The sequence below is a fragment of the Corynebacterium sp. HMSC070H05 genome (genome assembly GCF_001837615.1).
GTDB classification, from domain to species: Bacteria; Actinomycetota; Actinomycetes; order Mycobacteriales; family Mycobacteriaceae; genus Corynebacterium; species Corynebacterium coyleae.
The window spans coordinates 1-15,031 of the sequence record NZ_KV833285.1; the positions used below are offsets into that span (position 1 = coordinate 1).

Consider the following 15,031-nt stretch of genomic DNA (forward strand, 5'->3'; position numbering starts at 1 on the left):
ACTTCACACACAAACACCCGTAGACGAAACCACCCAGTTTCATCTACGGGTGTTTTTTCACATTCCCATCCCTCTACATTTCGTTGGTGACCACCAACTTGTCCGCAATGCGGAGTCGGAATGTCTGCAATGCGGAATCAACGACAAAACCGGCGTCACTATCCCACTGCATAGTCAACGGCTGGGTTCCCAACCGCCCGTGACCTGGCTGAGGCAACAGAATCGTTGGTGTCCACCAGGTTGTCCGCAACGCGAAGTGAGATTCGGAATGAGGCTCACTATGCCACTGCATAGTTGGTGTCCACCCACTTGTCCGCAATGCAGAGTAAGGAGGGGATCGGGCATGACTATGCCGCTGCATAGTTAATGGGTACACCCCCACTAGTCCGCAATGCGGAGCCAAGCGGTTTCCACCCGCCCGTAGATACTTCATGTCTGGCGCGAACAGCTATCGATGCAAAATGATGCCTCATCGGCTGCAGGGTTTTACACTCCGCCCAGGTCAGCGAAAGGTGTGATGTGCAGTTTTGCATTCGGGGTTCCGGTAAGTCAGAAATGGTCCCGACAGATTGTGACAGCCGGACTGGCCAACGAAGGAGCTGTCAGGCCTTCCCGCCTCTAGTTCAGTGCGAAGGAGCGATCTTCGCCGGTCAATGGATCTACGAACCCTAAGCCGATGCAACGTAAACGCATGGGGCGGGAGAAGTCTTCGGCGTCGGCGGGGAGTAGGACTGGGTAGATGGTGTCGCCAAGGATGGGGGCGGCTTCGGTCATCATCTGGAGGCGCAGTTGGTGGGTGCGGCCGGTCGTTGGGTGGAGGACGTAGCGTGCCAGAGGAACGGTGACGCCATAGAGTGACTGCAACCCCTGCTCCTGCTCGGCAGGCAGCCGAGTAACGGAAGCTACCTCGGTGTGGGAGTTCGGCTCCTCACCCACGAGTACAGAACCAGCGGCTTCGCCAGCAACCTTGACCAGGTGGTGGGACCAGTCTGCAGGTACGGACAGTGCAACATACGGTGCGATCGCCTCGTACATCTTGTCCACCTCCCGGCGGGCAAAAAGTTCCTGGTAGGCGCCACGGACTTCGCGGCGTTTGGTCAACAGCAGCAAACCAGAAGTGCCGCGGTCCAACCTGTGAGCGGGGGTGAGTTCTTCGTTCCCGGTGGCGCGACGGAGACGCACGGTGGCGGTTTCGGTGATGTGGGAGGCACGCGGCATCGTCGCCAGGAATGGTGGCTTGTCCACGACGAGGATGTTGTCGTCTTCGAAGACTGGAACGATGTCGTAGGGGACGGCGGTTTCGGGGGCGGGACGTCGGTAGAAGAAGACGTCGGTGCCCGGGGCCAGCCAGTCCTCGGGAGAGATTGGGGTGGTGTCGCGGTGAACGACGAGGGATTCGTCGAAACGCTGTTGTACTGCGGAAAAGTTGTCTTCGGGGTGGCGGTGGCGCTGAGTGGAGACGAGGTGCCAGATGAAGTCGATGGCGCGGATGCCGTCGCCTTCGGGGACGCGGGCGCGGGATGCGCCGAGGCCGCCGCGGGGTGGCAGCGGCATTGCTGGTGGACCCTTCTTTCTCGCCATAGTGTGTAGTAGATTAGCCCGCATGGATCTTGGAGCATTGGTTGAGCCATTGATGGGCTTCTTTTCGCAGGGCATTGGTAAGGCGATCGCGGACGCGTTGACCCTGATTTACAACTTGCTGTATCCGGCGAATGCGCCGGCAGCAACCCCGGTGGAGATTCCCCGCTAACTTGCGCTTGCGCGACTAGAATGTGGGTATAACCAGCTGTCTAGCTCAGAAAGGCTGAGATAATGACCCAGGAAGAGACCCGCGAAGACATCGTCGTTGTTGCTGTCGATGGCAGCCCCGCTTCAGATAATGCGGTGCGTTGGGCGGCGAATACGGCGATGAAGCGTGGTATTCCGCTGCGTTTGGCTGCGAGCTACACCATGCCGCAGTTCCTGTACGCGGAGGGCATGGTTCCGCCGGCGGAGATTTTCGACGAACTCCAGCGCGAGACGATGCAGTCCGTGGATCGTGCCCGCGATATCGCACTTGAAGTGGCGCCGGACCTGCACATTGGCCACGCGGTGGCTGAGGGTTCTCCGATTGACATGCTGCTGCGTATGTCGAATGAGTCCACGATGATCGTGATGGGCTCCCGTGGTCTGGGCGGCCTGTCTGGCATGGTGCTGGGCTCCGTTTCTGGTGCTGTGGTGTCGCACGCGAACTGCCCGGTTGTGGTGGTGCGCGAGGATAGCGCGGTGACCGAAGAGAACAAGTACGGCCCGGTCGTGGTCGGTGTGGATGGCTCTGAGGTTTCGCAGCGCGCAACAGAAGTTGCCTTCGAGGAGGCGGCGGCGCGTGGTGCGGAGCTGGTTGCGGTGCACACTTGGGTGGATACGCACATCCAGGGCCCTGGTGCTGGATACGCGGTGGCTGAGGATCACTGGGAAGCTGTGAAGCAGGATAAGCAGCAGCTTCTCGACGAGTTGTTGGCCGAACTGATCGAGAAGTACCCGGATGTCCAGGTGAAGAAGGTTATTGCACGTGACCGTCCGGTGCGCGCACTGACCAACGCGGCAGAGAACGCCCAGTTGCTGGTGACCGGTTCGCACGGGCGCGGCGGCTTCAAGGGCATGCTGCTTGGGTCCACTTCGCGTGCGCTGCTGCAGTCGGCGCCGTGCCCGATGATGGTGGTCCGTCCGGAGGAGTAATAGATTCGTTACCCAAAAGTCCGAAAAACGAGGGACAATGGTAGGGGTAACTGACAAATTCTATTTATAAGGACGGATTTCAACATGACTCCAACACTTGGTTTTATCGGCTGGATTATTATCGGCGGCCTTGCTGGCTGGATCGCATCCAAGATGCAGAACCGTGACGCACAGATGGGCATCGGCCTGAACATTCTGGTCGGTGTTATCGGTGGTTTCATCGGCGGCTGGCTGCTTGGCCTGCTCGGCTTTGATGTGGAAGGCGGTGGACGCTTCTTTAGTTTCCTGACCTGCCTGATCGGTGCGGTGATTCTGCTGTGGATTGTGAATAAGGTGACAGGTAGTCGTCGATAAGCAATCTGCTTTGAGCCCCCGGAGTGAGCTGCTCCGGGGGCTTTTCGCTGGAATAGACGAACCGTTTTGTCTATATTGAGATGGTCCTGTTTTAGGCGCGCGAAAGGAGTTCCTATTGGCCGCCGCCACGAGTAAGAAGAAGGCGCCTGCGCGCCGTCGCGATCGTCCGAGTCCTCGGCAGCGTCTGCTGGATGCCGCGACGAAGCTGTTTACAGAAGAAGGCATCCGCGTCATCGGCATTGACCGCATTTTGCGTGAGGCGGATGTGGCGAAGGCGTCGTTGTACTCGCTGCTGGGGTCGAAGGACAACCTGGTTGTTGCGTACCTGGAGGAGCTCGACGAGCAGTACCGTTCACGTTGGGGTGAGCGTGCGGCGAAGGCGCCGGATGCGGATTCGAAGATCCTCGCCTTGTTCGATATGGCGATCGAGGAGGAGCCCCAGAAGGAGTTCCGTGGCTCGCCGTTCCTCAACGCTGCGGCCGAGTACCCGCGCCCGGAGACGGAATCCGAGGAGCGGATTGTGGAGACCTGCAGGAATCATCGCCTGTGGATGCATTCCACGATCACGGAGTTGCTCAATGAGAAGAATGGCTACGATTCGTCCTCGTTGACGGATGAGCTGCTGATCTTTTTGGAGGGTGGGCTTGCTGGTGCGCGCATTTTGCGTGACAGTGCCCCCTTGCACACTGCGAAGACCTTGGCTAAGTCGAAGCTGGGTGCGCCGCCGCCGGATTACTCCATTTAGGTAGGGCTGTGAAGAATCGGATTAGTCTCTCGCAGGTGATTGGCGAGGTCCTGCTGACGGTTGGCGTGCTGCTTTTGCTGTTCGCGTTTTATGAGTCCTATTGGACGAACTTGGCGTCGGCGAAGATGCAGGACGAGGTGCAGTCGAAGCTTGAGGAGCAGTGGGTGAACCCTCGTCAGGCGAAGCACGCCGAGTTGGGGGACGCGCTTGCGAAGATGTATATCCCGGCGTTTGGGCAGGACTACCAGTTCGCCATCGTCGAGGGCGTGCAGGAGGCGCAGTTGCTCACGGGTCCGGGCCACTACCCGGATACGCAGTTCCCGGGCCAAGATGGCAACTTCGCGGTTGCCGGTCACCGTGTGGGCAAGGGTGCGCCGTTTAACGACCTTGGCGCACTGAAGGCCTGTGACGCGATCGTGGTGGAGACGCAGCGCGAATGGGTGACGTACCGGGTGATGCCGTTGTCGCCGGATCCGGCGGCTCGTCACGCGGAGGGCGCCGGATGCTTGCCGGAGCAGATGAATGAGCGCATCGCGTCGGGCGATTACCAGCACGTGCTTGGCCGGGAGATCACGCTGCCGGGCAACATTGAGGTGGTCAACCCGATGCCTGGGTCGAAGTCCACGAAGGTGGAGCCCGGCATGGAGGGCTTGATTACATTGACCACGTGTCACCCACAGTTCTCTAACGCCGAGCGCATGATCATTCACGCGGTGCGCACGGAAGTGACGCCGAAGGACCAGGCGGGCGCGCTCCCGCCGGCGATGACGGAGGTGGATTAGCCCATGTATGCAGCGTTGTGGCGTAAACTGCCCGGCCCGCCGGTGGTGAAGTGGCTGCTCACCGCCGTCATTTTGGTGTTGCTGTTCCTCCTGCTCATGGAGGTTATTTACCCATGGGTGTCGGCGCAGATGCCGTATAACGACGTCGCGGTGTAGCCCTTAGAGCCAACGCGGTACCGGTGGGTGCCAGGCGCGCAGTGCTGCGATGAGTTCGTCGGGGTCGTCGGCGACGATGAGGTGTGCCCGGTCGGTGGCGCGCACAAAGCCGTGGGCGACCATGTGGTCCACCATGGCGATGAAGGGGGCCCAGAAGTCGCGGCCGAGCAGCCCGATGGGTTTGCGGTGGAGGCCGAGTTGTTGGTTGGTCCATTCGTCGAAAAGTTCGTCGAGGGTGCCGGCGCCGCCGGGCAGGGCCACGATGGCGTCGGAAAGTTCGCTCATGCGTGCTTTGCGCTCGGCGAGGGTGTCCACCATTTCGAGGCGCTCGAGCCCGTCGTACTGGATCTCGTATTGCGCCAGGTGGTGTGTGAGGACGCCAATGCTTTTCGACGACCCCCTCGCCACCTCACCCATCAACCCGAGCTTGGATCCGCCGTAGACCAGAGTGGTGTCGTGGCGGGCCAGTGCCTCGCCGAAACTGCGGGCGAGCGTGGCGTTGTTCGGGTCGGTGCCCTCGCGGGCGCCGGCGAACACGGCGATGGCGTTGATGTTCGCGGGGTGAAGCGCGGGAAAGATTTGGGTGCGCAGCAGGGGCGCGATTTCAAAGTCGGCGTGGTTCGTGGGGTCGATCCAGGTGGCTTCGGCGATCTCGGCGGCGGGGGCCGGGTCGGCGGGCAGGCCGGGGTGGAAGAACACAGTGGAGGTCACGCTGTGGCCGGGCTCGTTGGAGGCCTCGGCGGTAAACGTGCCCAGGTAGCTCAAGTGTTCGGGGTCGACGTCGATGCCGATTTCTTCGCGGGTTTCGCGCATTGCGGTTTGCAGGCGGGTCTCGCCGCCTTCCGGCTTGCCTCCGGGGAGTTGGAAGCGCGGGCTGGAGTGTTTGCGTACGCACAGGACGCGCCCGGCGTTGTCGGTGAATACGATGGCGGCGACGTTGATGGTGTTCATTACAGCCCTAGGTTAGTGATCGCCTCGACGGCGACTGCTTCGGCTTTGACCGACTCATCCTGGTTAGTAAACACCGTCACGGCCACGTTGCCTTTGGCCACGGAGTATGCGGCGCCGATGCGGTTGGGGACGTCCCCGCCGCCGTGGCGGCCGCCGTCCCAGCCTTCGGGTTGGTCAGCGGGTTGGGTGAAATCGATCGGGGTAGCCCAGTCCACCACAGCCATGGCCTGTTCGGGGGAGTCCATGTGGCGCACGATCACGGTCAGTTGGGGTTCTTCCGGGTAGGACCAGAACTGGCAGGCTGGGGTGTCGAAGCGGGTGTCGGTGCCCACCCCGGTGACACGTTGGCCGTTGGTGCGCGCCACCCACTCGGTGTCCAGGTAGGGGCATTCCTGCCATCCGTCGCGTGCGGTTTCCGGCAGTGCTTCGACGGGCAGGCCGGAATCGGGGGCGGGTGCGGGTTCGGGGGTGGGGGTGTCGTCGTTAAGCGATTGCTCCCCACAACCGGCGAGGGCGAGCACGAGCAGCACGATGGGTAATCTCGAACGCATGAGCTCCAGATTAGTGCTGCTGGAGCAGCACCCCGGAAAACGTACCGAAAACAGCGCGCTTGATTCCGGCATCACCATTTTGGCCGTGTGCCTGATGGTGGTGTCGCTGGGCGCGCTGGCGCGGATGCCGCTGAACGAGGCGCTGCTGCACATTTTGCTCACCGCCGGGTTCGCGTTTCTGCTGTTCTACGGCATGGTGGAGATGTACCGATGGGGCAAATGGGGTCGCATCGTGTGGGCGTTTAGCGCGACTGCGCTGTGGGTGGCGGATACGACGGTGTCGCCGGTGGCAGTGTACTGGGTATTTGTGCTGTTCTTCGTGTACCTGCGGGCGATGCGCGGCTGGCTCGGCTACGCCTGGGTGGTGGTGGGGCTGGCGATCAGTATCGCGGTGCAGATCCCGGCGGGGCTCACGCTCGGCGGGGTGATGGGACCGGCGCTGTCGGCGGTGGTGGTGATGGCGATTGATTGGGCGTTTTTCACGATCAATAAGGTCAGCCAAGAGCGCCAGCAGCTTATCGACGAACTCCTGGCCACCCGCGACCGTCTCGCCGAAACTGAGCGCGCCGCCGGTGTAGCGCAGGAACGCGAACGATTGGCTCACGAGATTCACGACACGGTGGCGCAGAACCTGTCCTCCATTCAGATGCTGCTGCACTCCGCCGAGCGCGACATCCAAGCGTTGGGTGTGGACGCGACGCAGCCGTTGCGCAAGATGGAAACTGCGCGGCGGGCGGCGTCGAACAACCTGGCAGAAACGCGGGCGATGATTGCGGCGTTGGCGCCGGCGCCGTTGACGGAGTCGTCGTTACGTGAAGCGCTCGAGCGGGTCGCGGGTGACTTTGCCGCGGCAGGCGAGTTGGACATTGAGGTGGAGACAGACGGCGAGGCTATCCAGCTGCCCATGCGCGTGGAGGCCGGCCTGCTGCGTATCGCGCAGGGGGCGGTGTCCAACGTGGTCAACCACGCCGAGGCCACCCGTACCCGCATCACGCTGACCTACGCGCCGGACGAGGTGCGCCTGGACGTGGTGGACAACGGACGCGGCTTCGACGTGGACGGTCAGGAACTCAAACCCAGTGGGTTGGGGCATTTGGGGCTGGACGCGATGCGTTCGCGTGCGGCAGAACTGGGTGGGAAGTTGGACATTGAGTCCGCGCCGGGCGGGCCTACGGCCCTTTCTGTCGCCGTGCCGGTTAATATCAACCAAAAGACGTAAACGAGGAGGTCCCCGGTGATTAGAGTCCTGCTGGCAGACGACCACGAGATCGTTCGCCTTGGCCTGCGTGCCGTGCTCGAAGAAGCGGACGACATCGAGGTCGTGGCAGAAGTTGCCACCGCGGAAGGCGCGATCGCCGCAGCGCAAGCCGGCGGCATCGACGTGGTGTTGATGGACCTGCGCTTCGGCGCCGGTGCGGAAGGCCAGCGCGTGACCACGGGTGCGCAGGCGACGGCGGAGATCCGTTCCCGAATGACCAACCCGCCGAAGGTGCTGGTGGTGACCAACTACGACACGGATGCGGACATCCTCGGCGCGATCGAGGCCGGCGCGGTGGGCTACCTGCTCAAGGATGCCCCGCCAGAGGAGTTGGTCGCGGCGGTGCGCTCGACCGCGCGCGGTGATGCCACCATGTCGCCGGTGGTGCGCGACCGTCTGGAAACCCGCGAGCGTGCGCCGCGTTCATCGCTCACACCGCGCGAGTTGGAGGTGCTGCAACTGGTGGCTGCTGGCTCGTCGAACCGGGAGATCGGCCACGAACTGATGTTGTCTGAGGCCACCGTGAAGTCCCACCTTGTCCACATTTACGACAAGTTGGGTGTGCGCTCGCGCACCTCGGCCGTGGCGTCGGCGCGCGAGCAGGGAGTGCTCTAACTAGCGGGAGAGGCGCTCCTGGACATCGCCGGCGAGGACGTTGAGGTCCTCGTCGATGGAGTTGTGAGCCAGACGGCGCTGCTCCGGGTTGGCGTGTTCGGCGTTGCGGACGGCCTGCTCGAGTTCGTCGAGGCGCACGCTCGCGTCACGCTTGAAGCTTTCGCTGAGGTCGTTGGAGCCGGCAACGCTTGCGCGGATCGCCTCGATGCGGGCCTTGAGCTCGGCGCCGCGGCCGGAGTGGCGCGCCAGATCACCTGCGGATAGGCCGAGGCCTGCTGCGTTGGCGTTGACCTGGTTCTGCTGCAGGGAGGTCAGCGCCTTGTAGATCAGCGGCAGCGCGATGGGGACAATGACGCGGGCGGCGCCGGTCCACTGCTTGGCCTTCTTCTTGGTAATGCCGGCTTCTTCGATGCGCTTCAGGTGCGCCTTGGCCAGGTCCTTTTCGTGCTTACGCTTGCGCTTGAGGCCCTTCTTCTCTTCCTTCAGCAGACGCTTTTCTGCCTTGTCCAGCAGTTCGGCGGTGCGCTTGTCGGCCTTCGCCTGATCCTTGGCCAGTTGGCGTGCGTGCACCTCAGCGGCCTTAATTTCGGCCTTGACGTTGCGGCGTGCTTTGCGGATGATGCCCAGGACACCCATGGTCGGTACTCCTTGCGTTTTCGTTTGCGTTAACTCCAAACAACTGTACCTGCCGGTCCGACAACACCGCCCGGGTATCGTGGCAGGCATTGTGAAACCTCCCACCGTGGGCGGAACTGCCCAACCAGCGCAGCCGGTGCGCGCGTCCGATCTTGTCGGGTGCCGCTACCGGCTGCGTCAGCGACGCGCGCACCCGGATACGCCTGAGCTGCCGGATGCGCTGCTGCGCCAACCGCAGATTGATGGGGGTCGTGCTGCTGTGTTCGATGCGTTGCCGGTGAAGCGGGCGGTTGGGGATGGCCGTGGAAAGGCGTTTACGCGCATTGATATCGATCCGGGTGCGGGGGTGGATGCGCGGGTCGTCGATACGCGGTTGGCGCTGAAGCGGCGCGCACACCTGATCACTAACGCGGCGCTCGAAGGCGAGATCGATGGGGCGCCTGCACTCGCGGAGGTTGACATCCTCGTGCGCACCGACCGCGGGTACGCGCCGGTGATCATCTCGAACCACCGGGTAGCGCGGGAGCATCCGACGAACGAGATGTTGATGGTGCCCACCGGCCGGCTTGGGCTGGGCCGGGCGATGACGGTGAAGGCGAAGGGCCGCCACCACACGGTCGACGGGTACCGGCTGGCCATGGCGCATGTCCTGCTGGGCACGCTTGCGGATGGTCGGGGCGGAGCGGTTGGGCAGGATCGGGCGCGCGTGTACGTCGTCGACCCCGCCCGCTACGTCCCGCAGTTGCGTGAGGCGCTCGCCGTGGAGATCCCGGACGAGCCGAAGCGGATGAAGCAGTGCGCATCCTGCCGATTCTGGCCGCTGTGCAAGCCGCGCCTGGAGGAACTCGATGACATTTCGCTGCTCCTGCCGGGCGGCCGCGGGGACGTGTGGCGCGAGGAAGGGATCACCACGGTGCAGTCGCTTATCGACGACGGCCCCGCCGAACCCGCAGCCATCGCCCGCGCCTGGCGCGCCGGTATCCCGGTGCTGCGGCGTGAGAAGTTAGCGCCGGTGCCGCGCGCCGACGTGGAGATCGACATCGACATGGAGGCCTACCTCGACCAGGGCGCCTACTTGTGGGGCGCGTACGACGGCGAGGAGTACCGCGCGTTTGTCACCTGGGAAGACGTTGGTGGTGCGGCCGAGGAGGCGAACTTCAACGCGTTCTGGTCGTGGCTGATGCAGCGGCGTCGCGACGCGCGCGAGGCCGGCCAGACCTTCCGCGCTTACTGTTATGCGGCGGGTGGGGAGAACCACTGGCTGCGGTCGTCGGCACGCAGGTTTGCCTCGGTGGACGAGGCGGAGGTTGCGGAGTTCATCGCGTCTGAGGATTGGGTCGACGTGTTCGCCCTGGTGCGACGTTCGCTCGTCGGCACGGATGGGCTCGGCCTGAAAGTACTCGGGCCTGTGGTCGGCTTCGCGTGGGAAGACGACGACGTGGATGGGGAACGCTCCGTGGCACTGCGCCGCGCGGGCAGGCTTGGCGATATCGACGCGCGCGACATGCTCATCCGCTACAACGAAGACGACTGCCTGGCCACCCGTGCCGTGCGCGACTTCCTCGACGCCGGCGCGCCGGGCGTGCCACGATTGGGCGAGGTTTAGCGGGGTTTAGCGGGGCTCCGCCTTCCACAGCGCCGCACCCGTGGCCACGAGGGCAGCAAGTAGCCCAGCGAGCACCCCGACGAAGCCTGCCCACGGCAACGCCTCGTACGCGCGCCCGGTGGCGGCGCCCAGGATCGACGAGCCCATGTAGTAGCAGAACACGTACATGCTGGAGGCCTCCGCACGGTCGCGCTCAGCGATGAGCCCAACCCAACCGGACGCCGTGGAGTGCAGCGCGAAGAAGCTGGCGGTGAACACCAACAGGCCAAGCAGCGTGACCCACAGCGATCCGCTGGCTGCGGCAAGCGCACCGAGGAGCATGAGTATCGACGATGCCAGCACCACCACCCCGTGCCCGTGGCGCTTCAGCAGCACTCCGGCACGCGCGCTCGACCAGGTGCCGGACAGGTACACCACGTACACCAGGCCGGACAGTGCGGCGGGTAGGCCGAAGTCGAGCACCGCGCGGAAGCCGAAGAAGTTGTACATGGACACGAACACGCCCATGGCCACGAACGCGGTGGCGTAGAGCACCAGCAGCCGGGGGTTGCGCAGGTGGCGGGCCATCGCGCGAATTTCCGCGCTCGGCCGGATGGAGAGTTTTGGTACGAAATTGCGCTGCTCCGGAAGCAGCCACACGGCAATCACTGCCAGCAGGAAGGCAACGAGGCCGCTGCCTAACAGCGCCCACCGCCAGGAGGTGACCTCCAAAAGCCCTGCCGGGATGAGGCGACCGGTGAGCCCGCCGATGCTGTTGCCGGCGATGTAGAGCCCCATCGCGCCGGGTAAGTCCCGCTGGTCGAGTTCTTCGGACAACCACGTCATGGCCACCGCCGGGGTGCCGGCGATCATCGCGCCCTGGAGGGCGCGCATGGCGATGAGTTGCTCGGCGTTTTGGGCGATGGGCAGGAGCAATCCGATGCCGGTGGCGGCCAGTGCGGAGATGACCAGGACGCGTCCGCGCCCGTACTTTTCCGACAGGATCGACGCTGGCACTACGCACAGCGCAAGGGCGCCGGTGGCGGCGGAGACCGTCAGTGCGGCGGTGGAGGGGGTGATGTCCAACTCGGTGGTGAGCGTGGGCAGCAGGGCCTGGGTTGCGTAGAGGGTGTTGAAGATGGCGAGGCCGAACGCCAGCATTGCCAGCGTTGCTTTGCGGTATTCAGGACTGCCTTTTCTCACCCTGTCTATGTTACGAAACTTCCCGCCGGGGAATTACGCAACAAAAACTTTGCGAAAATACTTGCAGTTAAGGCGACCCTAACTTAGACTGCTTCTTGAGTTCATGCGGACTCGACGTATCACAGGGAAAACAACAAGCGCCCGCCACCTCCGAAAGGAAGTGGCGGGCGCTTGTGCGAGCTAGGTTGCTGCAGGTTTATGCAGAAGCCTTTGCGTAGCGCTCGTTGACGTCGTCCCAGTTGACAACGTTCCACCAAGCCTCGACGTAGTCAGCCTTGACGTTCTTGTACTGCAGGTAGAAAGCGTGCTCCCACATGTCGAGCATCAGGACCGGGGTGAAGTCCACGGAGATGTTGCCCTGCTGGTCGGTCATCTGCTGGATGATCAGACGGCCAGCGATGTGGTCGTAACCAAGCACTGCCCAGCCGGAGCCCTGCAGACCGTTAGCCACGGCAGCGAACTGCTTCTTAAAGCCCTCGAAGGAGCCGAAGTCGCGGTCGATAGCCTCGGCGATTGCGCCGGTCGGGTTGCCACCAGCGTTCGGTGCCATGTTCTTCCAGAAGATGGAGTGGTTCGTGTGGCCACCGAGGTTGAACGCAAGGTTCTTGGTCAGTGCGCGAATCTTATCGGCGTTTGCGTCGCCGTTGCGCTCTGCCTCAAGAGCCTCGAGTGCAGTGTTTGCGCCGTTGACGTAGTTAGCGTGGTGCTTGTCGTGGTGCAGCTGCATAATCTCTGCGGAGATGTGCGGCTCAAGTGCGTCGTATGCGTACGGGAGATCAGGAAGCACGTAAACAGCCATGATGGTTTCCTTTCGTTTGATTTCGTGTACGGCAACCATCGTAGAGAAAATTTGGGAACAGTGTTGTGCCCAAACTCGTTACAGCAGATATGGGATTTCTTTTCGCACCTGAGCCAAAGCTTGTCGACGACACCACGGCCCTCCCCGGCCGCCCCGAACCCGTCCTTGCCAACCCCCGCCCGCACGCCGTGCTGACCACCCCGATTACCGGCCCGTGGCGTGAGGGGCAGAAGCGCATCCTCATCGGGATTGGCTGCTTCTGGGGTGCGGAGAAGATGTTCTGGCAGCTCGACGGTGTTGAATCGACCTCGGTCGGCTACGGCGGCGGCATTACCCCGAACCCCACCTACCGCGAAGTCTGCTCCGGCCAGACCAACCACGTGGAGTTGGTGGAGGTGGTCTACAACCCGGAGGTGATCTCGCTGAAGGAGATCGTCAAGATTGCGCTCGAGGCGCACGACCCCACCCAGGGTTACCGTCAGGGCAACGACGTGGGCACCCAGTACCGCTCCGCCTTCTACACCGACACAGAGGAAGAGGCCGAGCAGATCCGCGAGTGGATCCGCCAGTACGAGGCGGACCTGAACAGCGCTGGCTACGGCGACATCACCACCGAAGTGCGCGCCGGCGCGCCGTACTACCTCGCTGAGGAGGAGCACCAGCAGTACCTGCACAAGGTGCCCAACGGCTACTGCCCGCACCACTCCACCGGCGTGGCCTGCGGCATTTAGTAGCCGTGCTTGGAGGGGAACCCTCCGACGGGGCGGCGCAGTTTGGTGGCGTCGTTGTGGATCCAGGCGGCCACGCGCTTGATCTCGTCCTTGGAAAGCGCCACCCCTGAGTCTTCGCCGTGGATGACGCCGTTCCAATACGCCACGGTTTCCTCGTGGTAGTTGTGCCCGTGGGGTGACGGGTAGTCCTTGGAGGACAACTGGTCGATGGCGACCTGCCAGTAGGTGACCAACGGCATCCACCGCATCGTGTGCAGCGCATCCAAGTGCTGCGCCTTCGGTGCCGGAACCCCGCGCGAGCCCGGCTCCTTCAGCCAGTCCGGCCGGCGCCACGCCAGGCTGTGGTCCCACCACACCACCGGGTCAGAGGCGTGCTGGGCGAACACGACGCGCGGGGCCTCCCACTTCTGCGCGTAGGCGTCGCCTTGGAAGTCGTGGTTGAGGTGGTCGGGGTGGGCGGTGAAGCGGACGTGGAGGCCGTCGTCGATAAGCGGAAGGCGCTCCGGAGAACCTTTTTGGCGCTGCTTAGTTAGCTCGCTGTGGTTGCGGGCGAAGCCGGGCGTGCCGGTGAACACGGCGCCAGAGGTGAGCTCGAAGAGTTCGTCGATGGACTCGAACGCGTCGGACACCCCGTAGGCGCCGAGCGATTCGCCGCCGACGAAGAGTTTCGGGCGGGAGGATTCTGGGATGTTTTCCAGTTCGCGCAGGATGTACTCGATCAACATGCGCGAGGAGCGCACCGGGTTCGTGCGGTCCGCAAGGTACGAATACGCCGAGGGCAGATACGAGTACTGCATAGCGACGATCGCACTATCGCCGCCGGTGACAAACTCGAACCCTGACGTGTGGAAGTCGTTGATCCAGCCCGTGCCGGCTGCCGACATCACCGCGATGTGGGAGCGCTCAAACGCGCCGGTGCGATGCATCTCCTTAATGGCCAGGCGCGCCATCTGCTCAAAGTCCGGCTCGTCCTGCTCACGCTCCAGATCCAGGCCGACGAAGACACGGATCGGCTCCCGTGCCTCCCGATCAAGGACACGCTCGATGTCCTCTTTGCGCGGGCCGCCGGAAACCACCGCGCGGCCCTGGCGGCCCATGAGGTTCCAATCCACCGAAGACTCCGGCGAACCCGAACGCTGTGGGCGATGCGGCTGCACCGCGCCACGCATGTACTCACGGTCCAGCTCAAAGGCACGCCGGCTCGCATTGGAGAGGAACCGACGCAGCACCACCCGGTCGCTCACTAACACCAGCAGCACACCACCGCCCACGATGGCGATTGGCCACGACGCCACCGGCGGCAACTTCTTGCCCAGCAGCACGTTGAGCGCGTCGATGAAGGACTGGATCGCATCGCCGACCAGCAACACCGTGCCGTAGCCGAGCGTGCCCAGCATCACGCCGCCCGCCAGGTCAGAGGCCCGGAACGTGTCGTCGCTTTGTACCAGGCGCTTCAGCCGAATGCGCCGGCGGATCGAGGTGGCGAACACCGCAACCGTGGTCGCCGTCATCGCAACACGCGCTGGGCGGGGCAAACGTCCAGTCCCGGTTGGTGGGGTCGTCGGCCCGAACGCGCGCGCAAGGCCCGTCGCAACCCCGTGGCCGATGCCCTGGAGCACCGCCACGTTCGCCGCCGTTGCCCACCAGTTGTGCGGCAGCAACGACGGCGATACCGCACCCCACGTGGCCACCTCCGCGCCGACCAGGCCAGAGCGAAACGCCGGCGGCAGCCGGTGCGGGCCAAGCAGGCGGATCGCGGGGGAGAGGTCCCCCAACACCTGCACCGCACCAATCGGTACCGCCAGCCAACCGTCGCGGCTGAACGAAAACCGCTGGCGTGCGCGCCATACCGCGTCGGGCAGTTTTGCGGTGATGTTGCGGATGGCGTTGCGGGTGTCGTCGATAAGCACGCTTGCTATTGTCCCAAACTTCTTACACTCGCGGGCG

17 protein-coding genes are annotated in these 15,031 nt (G+C 63.6%); 10 read left to right on the forward strand and 7 right to left on the reverse strand.

Annotated elements, in window-relative coordinates:
• Window positions 1-618 precede the first annotated feature (618 nt).
• Window positions 619-1,668 carry a pseudouridine synthase gene (locus HMPREF2617_RS02030; protein WP_141761611.1) on the reverse strand — a complete coding sequence of 350 codons (1,050 nt, stop codon included), beginning with the start codon at window positions 1,666-1,668 and terminating at the stop codon, window positions 619-621.
• Here HMPREF2617_RS02030 and HMPREF2617_RS11980 point away from each other — a divergent pair.
• The 6 genes from HMPREF2617_RS11980 to HMPREF2617_RS11985 all read left to right on the forward strand — a co-directional run bounded on the left by HMPREF2617_RS11980 (window position 1,604) and on the right by HMPREF2617_RS11985 (window position 4,755).
• Window positions 1,604-1,750, forward strand: a complete 147-nt coding sequence (locus tag HMPREF2617_RS11980) for a hypothetical protein (RefSeq protein ID WP_167594476.1) — start codon at window positions 1,604-1,606, stop codon at window positions 1,748-1,750. The two genes, HMPREF2617_RS02030 and HMPREF2617_RS11980, sit on opposite strands and share 65 nt — an antisense overlap.
• Before the next feature lie 62 nt (window positions 1,751-1,812).
• Window positions 1,813-2,718, forward strand: coding sequence for a universal stress protein (locus HMPREF2617_RS02035; RefSeq protein ID WP_070422661.1), 906 nt, complete (start codon window positions 1,813-1,815; stop codon window positions 2,716-2,718).
• 84 nt (window positions 2,719-2,802) lie between these two features.
• Window positions 2,803-3,072, forward strand: coding sequence for a GlsB/YeaQ/YmgE family stress response membrane protein (locus HMPREF2617_RS02040; RefSeq protein ID WP_070422660.1), 270 nt, complete (start codon window positions 2,803-2,805; stop codon window positions 3,070-3,072).
• Between the two features lie 115 nt (window positions 3,073-3,187).
• Complete coding sequence (locus HMPREF2617_RS02045; RefSeq protein WP_070615663.1) at window positions 3,188-3,817, forward strand: TetR/AcrR family transcriptional regulator; 630 nt, start codon at window positions 3,188-3,190, stop codon at window positions 3,815-3,817.
• A gap of 8 nt (window positions 3,818-3,825) precedes the next feature.
• A complete protein-coding gene (locus HMPREF2617_RS02050) occupies window positions 3,826-4,599 on the forward strand; it encodes a class E sortase (RefSeq protein WP_070839518.1) in 774 nt (257 codons plus the stop codon).
• A gap of 3 nt (window positions 4,600-4,602) precedes the next feature.
• Window positions 4,603-4,755: a hypothetical protein gene (locus HMPREF2617_RS11985; RefSeq protein ID WP_167617510.1), complete on the forward strand. Its 153-nt coding sequence runs from the start codon at window positions 4,603-4,605 to the stop codon at window positions 4,753-4,755.
• A 3-nt stretch (window positions 4,756-4,758) separates the two neighbouring features.
• Here HMPREF2617_RS11985 and HMPREF2617_RS11565 read toward each other — a convergent pair whose 3' ends face one another.
• Both HMPREF2617_RS11565 and HMPREF2617_RS02060 read right to left on the reverse strand, forming a co-directional pair.
• Window positions 4,759-5,706 carry a TIGR00730 family Rossman fold protein gene (locus HMPREF2617_RS11565; RefSeq protein WP_083323159.1) on the reverse strand — a complete coding sequence of 316 codons (948 nt, stop codon included), beginning with the start codon at window positions 5,704-5,706 and terminating at the stop codon, window positions 4,759-4,761.
• Window positions 5,706-6,257 (reverse strand): DUF2020 domain-containing protein, encoded by a 552-nt coding sequence (locus HMPREF2617_RS02060; RefSeq protein ID WP_070839521.1) that lies wholly within the window; start codon window positions 6,255-6,257, stop codon window positions 5,706-5,708. The genes HMPREF2617_RS11565 and HMPREF2617_RS02060 overlap by 1 nt, the downstream gene beginning before the upstream one ends.
• On the opposite strand from HMPREF2617_RS02060, the gene HMPREF2617_RS02065 reads away from it, so the two are divergent.
• Window positions 6,256-7,476: a sensor histidine kinase gene (locus HMPREF2617_RS02065; protein ID WP_070839524.1), complete on the forward strand. Its 1,221-nt coding sequence runs from the start codon at window positions 6,256-6,258 to the stop codon at window positions 7,474-7,476. The genes HMPREF2617_RS02060 and HMPREF2617_RS02065 overlap by 2 nt on opposite strands.
• A gap of 15 nt (window positions 7,477-7,491) precedes the next feature.
• Window positions 7,492-8,130: a LuxR C-terminal-related transcriptional regulator gene (locus HMPREF2617_RS02070; protein WP_070483198.1), complete on the forward strand. Its 639-nt coding sequence runs from the start codon at window positions 7,492-7,494 to the stop codon at window positions 8,128-8,130.
• On the opposite strand, the gene HMPREF2617_RS02075 is transcribed toward HMPREF2617_RS02070, so the two are convergent.
• Window positions 8,131-8,766 carry a DUF6474 family protein gene (locus HMPREF2617_RS02075; RefSeq protein WP_070839527.1) on the reverse strand — a complete coding sequence of 212 codons (636 nt, stop codon included), beginning with the start codon at window positions 8,764-8,766 and terminating at the stop codon, window positions 8,131-8,133.
• Between the two features lie 106 nt (window positions 8,767-8,872).
• Here HMPREF2617_RS02075 and HMPREF2617_RS02080 point away from each other — a divergent pair, with 106 nt between their 5' ends.
• Window positions 8,873-10,372, forward strand: coding sequence for a TM0106 family RecB-like putative nuclease (locus tag HMPREF2617_RS02080; protein WP_246821674.1), 1,500 nt, complete (start codon window positions 8,873-8,875; stop codon window positions 10,370-10,372).
• A gap of 6 nt (window positions 10,373-10,378) precedes the next feature.
• Here the strand turns inward: HMPREF2617_RS02080 and HMPREF2617_RS02085 are convergent, their stop codons facing one another.
• Together HMPREF2617_RS02085 and HMPREF2617_RS02090 are read right to left on the reverse strand one after the other, a co-directional pair.
• A complete protein-coding gene (locus HMPREF2617_RS02085) occupies window positions 10,379-11,512 on the reverse strand; it encodes an MFS transporter (RefSeq protein WP_083291957.1) in 1,134 nt (377 codons plus the stop codon).
• A 238-nt stretch (window positions 11,513-11,750) separates the two neighbouring features.
• Window positions 11,751-12,353 carry a superoxide dismutase gene (locus HMPREF2617_RS02090; RefSeq protein ID WP_070422653.1) on the reverse strand — a complete coding sequence of 201 codons (603 nt, stop codon included), beginning with the start codon at window positions 12,351-12,353 and terminating at the stop codon, window positions 11,751-11,753.
• An 89-nt stretch (window positions 12,354-12,442) separates the two neighbouring features.
• On the opposite strand from HMPREF2617_RS02090, the gene msrA reads away from it, so the two are divergent.
• On the forward strand, window positions 12,443-13,084 hold the full coding sequence (msrA, locus tag HMPREF2617_RS02095) for a peptide-methionine (S)-S-oxide reductase MsrA (protein WP_070839530.1): 642 nt from the start codon (window positions 12,443-12,445) through the stop codon (window positions 13,082-13,084).
• Here the strand turns inward: msrA and HMPREF2617_RS02100 are convergent.
• Window positions 13,081-14,994: an alpha/beta-hydrolase family protein gene (locus tag HMPREF2617_RS02100; RefSeq protein WP_246821675.1), complete on the reverse strand. Its 1,914-nt coding sequence runs from the start codon at window positions 14,992-14,994 to the stop codon at window positions 13,081-13,083. The genes msrA and HMPREF2617_RS02100 overlap by 4 nt on opposite strands.
• Between the last annotated feature and the right edge of the window lie 37 nt (window positions 14,995-15,031).

Bases quoted from the DNA above. Each gene is read 5' to 3' on its own strand.
- HMPREF2617_RS11565 (WP_083323159.1), bottom strand. From the start codon at position 5,706: ATGAACACCATCAACGTCGCCGCCATCGTATTCACCGACAACGCCGGG.
- HMPREF2617_RS02040 (WP_070422660.1), top strand. From the start codon at position 2,803: ATGACTCCAACACTTGGTTTTATCGGCTGGATTATTATCGGCGGCCTT.
- HMPREF2617_RS02065 (WP_070839524.1), top strand. From the start codon at position 6,256: ATGAGCTCCAGATTAGTGCTGCTGGAGCAGCACCCCGGAAAACGTACC.
- HMPREF2617_RS02035 (WP_070422661.1), top strand. From the start codon at position 1,813: ATGACCCAGGAAGAGACCCGCGAAGACATCGTCGTTGTTGCTGTCGAT.
- HMPREF2617_RS11985 (WP_167617510.1), top strand. From the start codon at position 4,603: ATGTATGCAGCGTTGTGGCGTAAACTGCCCGGCCCGCCGGTGGTGAAG.
- HMPREF2617_RS02075 (WP_070839527.1), bottom strand. From the start codon at position 8,766: ATGGGTGTCCTGGGCATCATCCGCAAAGCACGCCGCAACGTCAAGGCC.
- HMPREF2617_RS11980 (WP_167594476.1), top strand. From the start codon at position 1,604: ATGGATCTTGGAGCATTGGTTGAGCCATTGATGGGCTTCTTTTCGCAG.
- HMPREF2617_RS02090 (WP_070422653.1), bottom strand. From the start codon at position 12,353: ATGGCTGTTTACGTGCTTCCTGATCTCCCGTACGCATACGACGCACTT.
- HMPREF2617_RS02085 (WP_083291957.1), bottom strand. From the start codon at position 11,512: ATGCTGGCGTTCGGCCTCGCCATCTTCAACACCCTCTACGCAACCCAG.
- msrA (WP_070839530.1), top strand. From the start codon at position 12,443: ATGGGATTTCTTTTCGCACCTGAGCCAAAGCTTGTCGACGACACCACG.
- HMPREF2617_RS02060 (WP_070839521.1), bottom strand. From the start codon at position 6,257: ATGCGTTCGAGATTACCCATCGTGCTGCTCGTGCTCGCCCTCGCCGGT.